This window comes from Ruegeria marisflavi (assembly GCF_025673445.1).
Classification (GTDB): Bacteria; Pseudomonadota; Alphaproteobacteria; order Rhodobacterales; family Rhodobacteraceae; genus Ruegeria_B; species Ruegeria_B marisflavi.
In genome coordinates, this window is record NZ_JAOVQN010000037.1 from 20,541 (window position 1) to 28,516 (window position 7,976).

3 protein-coding genes are annotated in these 7,976 nt (G+C 49.8%); 1 reads left to right on the plus strand and 2 read right to left on the minus strand.

Annotated elements, in window-relative coordinates; genetic code table 11:
* Window positions 1-218: 218 nt before the first annotated feature.
* Complete coding sequence (locus OEZ49_RS21875) at window positions 219-1,736, minus strand: hypothetical protein (protein ID WP_263390282.1); 1,518 nt, start codon at window positions 1,734-1,736, stop codon at window positions 219-221.
* Complete coding sequence (locus OEZ49_RS21880) at window positions 1,733-6,676, minus strand: AAA domain-containing protein (protein ID WP_263390283.1); 4,944 nt, start codon at window positions 6,674-6,676, stop codon at window positions 1,733-1,735. Before OEZ49_RS21880 ends, OEZ49_RS21875 begins: the two co-directional genes overlap by 4 nt.
* 535 nt (window positions 6,677-7,211) lie before the next feature.
* Here OEZ49_RS21880 and OEZ49_RS21885 point away from each other — a divergent pair.
* A complete protein-coding gene (locus tag OEZ49_RS21885) occupies window positions 7,212-7,907 on the plus strand; it encodes a DNA cytosine methyltransferase (protein ID WP_263390284.1) in 696 nt (231 codons plus the stop codon).
* Window positions 7,908-7,976 lie beyond the last annotated feature (69 nt).

Genomic DNA, 7,976 nt, shown 5'->3' on the forward strand with positions numbered 1-7,976 from the left:
CTTCGGTTTGTGGCGTTCCGTTAAATCTGGGTCTCCTGCCTAGCCCAGAAGTTTAATGACGTTGTCCACGCCTCGCTGGGCGCGTTCAAAGTCTCCTTTGCGTTAAGAGGTGGAAAGGCGATTGCGTTGGAATGATGTCAAGCTCAACGACAACTATGCAAAAAATGGAGAGCCCGAATACCAATCTGCAGGAAAGGCCATCATGTCAAATCGATCAATCACTGGTATGCTTGCAGCTGCGTCAGATACTGACGAGCGAAATTCACGACTCTTTCCGAAGACGAAATTACCCCTACCGGAGTCAGCATGGCGGAACCACGCGGCGGCGGCAGGTGAATAGCTACCAAAACCGCAGCATCAGAACAAACCAACACCTCTACAAGATTGTTTGAAACGGATAGTTCATGCCCGACCCTTTCGTATGGCGCAAAGGCTGCCTCTACGTGCCGGTCAAGAGAGCCTGAGTATAACCATTCGAGTGGCGGCGAACTTGTTGATCTTTCGATTGTCAAATCTTGGTCTTCCTGAGGGATATTGGCTGCATAATCATCTACTAAATAGCCAAGCTCACGGAATACGCCTTCAATCAAAGAGGGTAGATTCGTGGTCATTCCCCAGGCTGGAGCGTTCGGAATTAACCAGGCGACGTTCGAGTCGCACTGCCTGTTGGATCGTCCTTCTTTGATTGCTGCGATCAATTCAGTCCCAATTTTCGGTAGGAATGGTGACCCTATGAAAGAGCTGTTCCCCTCTGCCTTATTCACAGCACCAAATAGATTCTGCGCCACGGTTTCTGGAGAATGTGATCCCCCGAAAACTTGATTTCCTGGGGCTTCCAGCGCTCCTTCGATCAGAGCTTTGAACACGTCCACTGACACCCGGTCCGCTTCTCTGTTGGTCCTGCATTGTCGCCCTAAAAAGGCAGAAACGCTCTCATAGATTTCTTTCTTGGTTGCTGGGTCTTGATCGGCTCGCGCACCCACCATTGAAAAGTCTGGCTGACCAACACATTGTTTGTCCTGCCGAATGTTTACGGTCACCAAAGAGCTGAACCGATCACCAGAAGAAACCTTGTCTATTGAGTACAGGCCCTTTCGATCACGCTCGAGCCGGGAGTCCGAAACCATGATTTCAAAGTAATTCTTTCGAAACACCGAAGGTACATTTTTAGTTCCGCTCTCGACGAAGCTCGTATCCCCGACCTCCAACTCCGGCAATCGCCTTTCAAAAGAGGATAGATGTTCTCTTTGTTCGTAGCTTAATGACAATAGATCGAAACCAACACGTTTAGAGTACGATTGTAGCTCTAAGGAGAAGGGAATATTTTGCCCTGATGAGAACAGCCCTCGCCCAGCTTTGCTAAGATTGACTTCACCATTGCGCCACTCAATGTAATCGTGTGCCAGTGCTTCGGATAGTACGAACTCGAGCTCTTTTTGCGAATAATTGAAGAACTCAGCAAGCTCCTCTTCGGTAAGTCGGCCAAGGAGCTTAAGTAGCCTGAGAAGATACTCCAAAGTGATTGAGAGCCTCTTGGTATCAGCTACCTTGAAGTCGACTACGTAGTCTCGGCACGGCAAGAGAAAATCAATCGTCCCTACTACGGGCAATTGATGGTCCTGAAAATGTTCGCCTGTGTCGAACTCACTCGGCTCCGCCGCTGAGTCGTGAGAAGAGCCGGTGCTTCGCTTACCAAGCTTAAGTATCTTTCGTTTTTTTTGGGGTTTGGCCGTCATGCGTTCACGCCCTGCATAAGGTATTCCTGAATTTCACTTGGTGTCGCAAGGCCAACGGAACCGCTTTCTAGCTTTCTGTTGAATAGATCACGAACCCTTCCAATTGGACCTTCAGCAGGCCAGCCTTCCCTCGCTCCCACAATTATGAGGTTGTCCATGGCGCGGCTGAAGGCAACGTTCACTCGATTATCTCGAGCCATGAACCCTTCTTTGATCGTTGGGGCACCATTTTGCTTAGGACCGTTTTGGTTGTGTCTGACCAACGAGAGCAAAACCACAAGATTTTGTTTTCCTTGATAGCTATCCACGGTATCGATCCTAATCAGTTTTCGCAGATCGGCGCTTATGTCCGTCTTCATCAGAGTTGACCTGATTAGGTTCCTTTGAGCGGCGTACATGCAAATGATCCCGATGGGAAACTCCAAACCGGTATCCTTGATTTCAGAAATGAAAGAAGTAGAATCACTCCACACCCGCAGAAGGTTGGCGATGACATCTGCTTCAGCCTGATTCTCCCAACTGGTTCCTGACTTTCGTTGTAGAGAATTTTTCCCTTCGCTTTCTGTTGGTATCCAATACATGGATCGATCCAAGCATATCGGTTTTGCTTGATTCTTTAGAATGGGTTCTGTGCGTCCGTGACGAAGTCGCCCGCTATAAAACGCTTGAGAAACGATGTCGCCAATTGGCGGTAGCATTCGGTACTGAGTTGCTAGCAAGCTCGCGGCTTCGCTTCCGTAGCTGGATTGGAAAAGTCGCTCGAAGTCTGAGCGTTGAGCTTCTCTCTCTTCAATTCCAAGCCGCTTCGAGACACCGCGCACGACACTTTGGTCGTGAAGTGGTTCGAGCTGGGCTTGGTCACCTACCAAAACTATCCATCTGCCAGCTTGCATAGGAACAGCCAGCTCGCTGGCTGAGCACCTTGCCGCCTCATCAATGACGACGAGATCAAATGGAGTTTTGGTTAATCCAAGAGAAGATCTACCTAGACCGACGCAGGTACCCGCTACGACTTGACGCGTACCAGCGAAAAATGCGTCAAAATTTCGGTTGCCAGTGGAAACGCTGTTTTTGAAGTCACGGATGAGTTCCGCGACGTCGGCTACTATTTGGTACTTGCTCAGGCTAATGTCGAGTTGCTCGGCAATACTCGACCTAAGTTCCAGCAAAAACGTAGTCTCTCCCAGGGTGGTATCAAACTCGTTCAACAGCTCTAGATCGTAGCTTACTAAGGCTCTCTCTAGATGCCTGATAGTTCGATCCATTAGTTTGGCATCGGATTCACTTGAACCCGACACACTTCCTGGGTCACCGGAAAGACTGAATAGCTTTTCGATGAGAGGCTTTATTGAGGTCTCTAGTTTCAATATTTCTCGAGCCTTTTCTGCCTTCATATCCGTCATGGCCGCGGCAATCTTTATTTTGGCATCGAGCGTTGCAGAAAATTTCTCTCGCTTTTGTTCCTCAAGGCTTCTTGAGCTGAAACGTCGTAACCTCCCAGATATCTGCCCTTCGTGTCCTACCCTCAGAAGCGAAGGAGGGTCTTCATCGCCAAAACTCTCCAAGATCGCATCGGCCGCATTGTTTACCGCCTCGTGAGATTGGCTCGCTACAAGAACATTTGTGGCGACTCCAGCGTCCAACGCACATTGTACAAGCGCTGCGATGAATTTTGTCTTTCCAGTGCCAGGCGGCCCCTGCAGGATACCTACGGGTCTATTGGCGAACACATTTTTCAGAGCGCTGATTTGCGACTGATTGAGACTATGTTTCTTTTGAATCTGCTCAAAGTTCAGGTCGGGAAGGGATGCCTTCATTGGTGACAGGATGTGCCCGCAAAATACGTCGCGCAAATATGGGTTTTCCGAACGTTTTGAAAGAATTCGCTCTATGGCTTCACGACGGCGAAGTCGACTCGTCTCTTCAAAGTGGCTTAGCAGCCTTATGGTTTGGTTGTCGCGAACAGCGACTCTTCCGTTTCTTCGAGAACTGATATCTTTTCCAAAACGACTGTCGAGAACCAACACCTCTGAATTGGTTTTCTCGAGATCAAGTCGACCGAGGCTATGCCAGCGCCCTCTCTTCGCATCGTGAGCTTCGGCAAAGATTGTGTCACTGGGCGGAAAATCGAGTGTTCCTGTTCGCATTTCGTACGGAATTCGTACGCTATTGTCTTTTGGGTCAAGATAGGCGTCGTCTGTGGCGACTGCAGTAACCTGTTGTTCAAGTTCAAGCTTCAAGAATTGTTGCCAAAGCCGGTCAACATAGGAAAGGTCAAGATTGCTATGTTGGGCAGCGATAAGCTCTTCCAAGGCATCAAGTTCTTCTTCTGTGCTGGAGCTATCTTCTGTGTCATCCTTGGGGAATTCGTTGTCTTCTTGAAAATGTTCAGGCTGCTCTGCCTCTGCGTGACTCAATTCGTTGGCAAAAGCATCTTGTATGGTCTCAAGTTGAAGTAGTTCGTTGATCGAACTTTTCTTGATTTGGATTTGGCCTGCGAATGCGCCAACCTCAAACTTTCCAAAACGAGCAATTTGCCCTTGCGAGACTGAGCGAACAATTGCGTTTGAGATTTTCCCACTATCGTCATGGAAGACAATAATTTGTTCCGTCGCTCCGCGGACGGCCCAACCACTATTGTTGTAAAGCGGCCGTACAAAATACTGACCTTCATCAGTCGCAATCTTATGTGCCTCAACGTCTTTAATACCGATTTCGATTTTTAGTTCATTCTCATCGACGTTAGTTTCGGCAGGCTCGTTCAGGAGCTCCAAGACGCGTTCCAAGTCCACGAGATGATTTTCTGGATCGATGAGTTTTGGAACGCCGGCAAGCACACGTTGCTTCACCTCAAACTCGGTGAAGTACTCCGCGAGTTCACAAACGATCTTTGAGACTGCGTAGCAGTCTCTCTGAAATGCGTCTTGTCCTTCTCGACTATACTCAGAGTTGCGTATGTCACCGTCATCCGCATGGCGAAAATCAATGATATCGAGCAGTTGTACGGATCGAAACTCGTTTGTTGGCACGAGAATGTTGGAGGGCTTCAAGTCCCCGTGTCCAACATCTTTTTCATGCAATCTGAGGACCGCAGTGGTTACCTGCTCGGCAATCTCCGCGGGGCTTCTTTCGGACGCCTCTTTGTTTTGCCAAAGGTCTGAAAGAGTTTCGCCTTCGATCCACTCTTGCACCAAGCCTATATGATCGCCCATCCAATGAACTGATTTGATTTTTGGGACGAAAGGTAACTCAGCGGCACGAAGTTCGTCCAAGCTGTTCAGGTGACGCAAGATCCTTAAGGCATCTTTCTTCAAGTCACCCCAGCAAGCACTTTTCCAGAGCTTAACCAGATACTGTCCGTCCTTTGTTTCGGATCTCCATAAAGCTTTTTCGGGAGAGTCCAGAACGGTTTCTGACATTGGGAAAGTGGAAATCAGCTCAAATACTGACCTGAACTCGCTGCTGTAGCGTTCTAGACCAGCAGCGATCTCAGTGTTCCAGTTATTATCCTTTGAAGCCTCACCAAACTCTTCCAGCGCTTCAACAGCCGAGGGAAAGCGATTCAATGGGTCCAGTTCAAGGCAAGTCTTGAGCCATCCGTGCAACTGTGGAAACTCGCCGTCGGCATCGATAGACGCGTCCCAAGACATTGTCCCGTCGCTTGAGTCCTTTTGGGGAAGAACCCCAAACAACAATCGATGTACGACCAAACCCAGAAGATATAAGTCCTTGCGTTGACCCGTTGATTCTTGTCCGTAGATGTCTTCGGGGGTTTGTGCCGATGACAGGAAATGGAACCTTGAAGCCCCTAAAGTCTGTTCATCAGGAATAGCGGCAGACATAAAATGCGATAGCCGAACTGTATGTGGTTCTTGAACCCAGACGGAGTGTTCGCCAAGGTCCAAATGAGAACAGCTTTGGCGATGTAGAATTGCTACTTTGCTAACGACTTGACGGGCTAGTTCAGTTCTTTCGGACACGCTCTTTCGTTGGATCGTTACGGACGGAATTTCGGAAAGTCGCTTGAGGTCATTTCGCCTTTCGTAGACTTCCCAGTAGTCCGGTGCAAAGTCGAGGTCCTCGACTCTGGTGCGGAGTGAGACAGTTGGAAAATCCTCCTCTACCTCAGTAAGGAAATCGCACACTCTGCGTTCTCTACCAGCTATTTCGCTTCTTGCTTCCTTGTTTTGAAAACGAGCATCAGCACGCGTAAAGTCCCAAAGTCTTAGGGTGCCAACGGTCGATTTTGAGATCGTGCTTGAGGCTTCGTACTCAGAGAACACACCCGCCGAGTGGCTGAATTCAGGAACCTGCCCAGACGAAACAAATTCGCCGAAACGGCGACGACCTGGTTCGAAGTGGCTCGCCCTAACGTTAAAGAACTTGCTAAGGCGACTTTTCCAATCTTGTGATGACAGCTTGTATTTATAAAACGCGTCGCGCGGCTTTCCGAACACCTCTTCACGCTTTTTTTCGTCCACTAGCTTCTTTAGGAAGTCGTCAATTGTGTGCACCATTCTAAGTTCGCTGGGTGCAATTCCCCGAATATCTGCATTACCGGTCATTACCACAGCGCCATGAACGAATGGGCTCGGAATGCGTTGGCCGCCACTATTCTTTCTAACGAACTGACCTAGAACCGTACCTATTTGTCGGGCGTTTTCTGAGACTTTTGGTACAGGAGATGGGCCGTGGTCTCGGCCGTCCTTGGTCCATCGACCGTTAGTGGCCTCGATTGTTCCATTCCAGTCTTTCAAATCGACGACAAAAATTCGCTCTGGCGCAACGATGACCACGTCGATTTCCCGAGTAGCGCCAGCGCCGACGACAAACTCAAGATTGGTGTACGCATACCAGTCTCTAGGCAGATTTTTCTGGAGTATTTCTACTCCTTTTATTTCGCGCTGGTGTATGCCTTCACCTAGGTTGGTAACTCTCATGTTTATCCTATTTTCAGCACTTCGCTGCTGCTATTCAGGATGAAAAATGCTCACAGTTTCCTTCGTCTAGCAAGAGCAAGAGGCAGTGTTCCAAAGGTTGGCGTGATTTGCGCCGGTGGCGCGGCCCGCTTGGTGGCCATTGTTGTTGGACTAAGGTTTGGTTTGCCAACCAGATTTGTGACCGAGGAGCACAATCATGGTCAAGGACAGCTTATCAGTCATCGTGGCGCTGCGCGCTATTTTCGGAAACGTCCGGGACCAACCTGCTTGCCTAAATGCTCAGGTTCGTCGGCTAGCGCCTCATGGCGCTGGATTTCGACCAGCTCTTTGGTGACGGGGGCACGCGCACTGCGGCAACCGAGGTAACCGCTGCAATGGTTGCCGAGCCGAAGACCGGGAATTGCTTGTCGAGAGGGTATGTTGCTAACTTTGGATCATAAAGCCTGGACATGGAGCACGAGATTTGGTAGTTTGCTCGAGCGTCCTTGCCAGATATGGTTGGGGCGCAGAGAATCAAGAACAGCTGGGTCTAGCCGTGAACATCCTTGAAGATGCCATAAATTTCGATGGTAACGTATCCGAAGCAGTCCGTGTTCATAAACAGCGCCAACAGCTCGTAGGCGACCGATTTTACTCGATGGTCGACCTGTTCGCCGGCTGCGGAGGGCTTTCGCTAGGCTTCGAGAACTCCGGCTTCACGCCCGTCTTTGTCAACGAGATCGACAAGGATGCGCAGGCAACATATCTTTCCAATCGTCACCACAACCTCGGCGGCCTACTCTTCTCTGAGAATCCAAACTTGCACTGCAACGACGCCCACGAACTGAAGGGTAAGAGGCTGGAGCAGCTCAAGTCTGATTTGTCTAACCTACCGGAAGTCCAGTTCTCGTTTGAGCGCACAACCAAACGATCGAACGGTGGCGGCAGCAACATCGACGTCTTGGCTGGTGGCCCGCCGTGTCAGGGCTACTCCGGAATCGGCATTCGTAGGTCTTACTCGGTCGATAAGAAGGACCTGCCCTCGAATCAGCTCTACGCACGCATGGCGTCCATCATCGAGGCGCTGCGCCCGCGTATCTTCCTGTTCGAGAATGTACGCGGCTTGCTGAATGCCAAGTGGACCAAGGCAGGCGGAGAGTTGATCTTCCCCGACGTTATTGCGCGCTTCCGTGCTATCCCTGGTTATCAAGTCCGGTGGTCCTTGGTTTACGCAAAAGACTACGGTTGTTGATTTTTGCTGAGAAGTGACCCGGTAGCCCCATAATTTTCCACCGAGATTTGACCCATGTGAACACGCTGC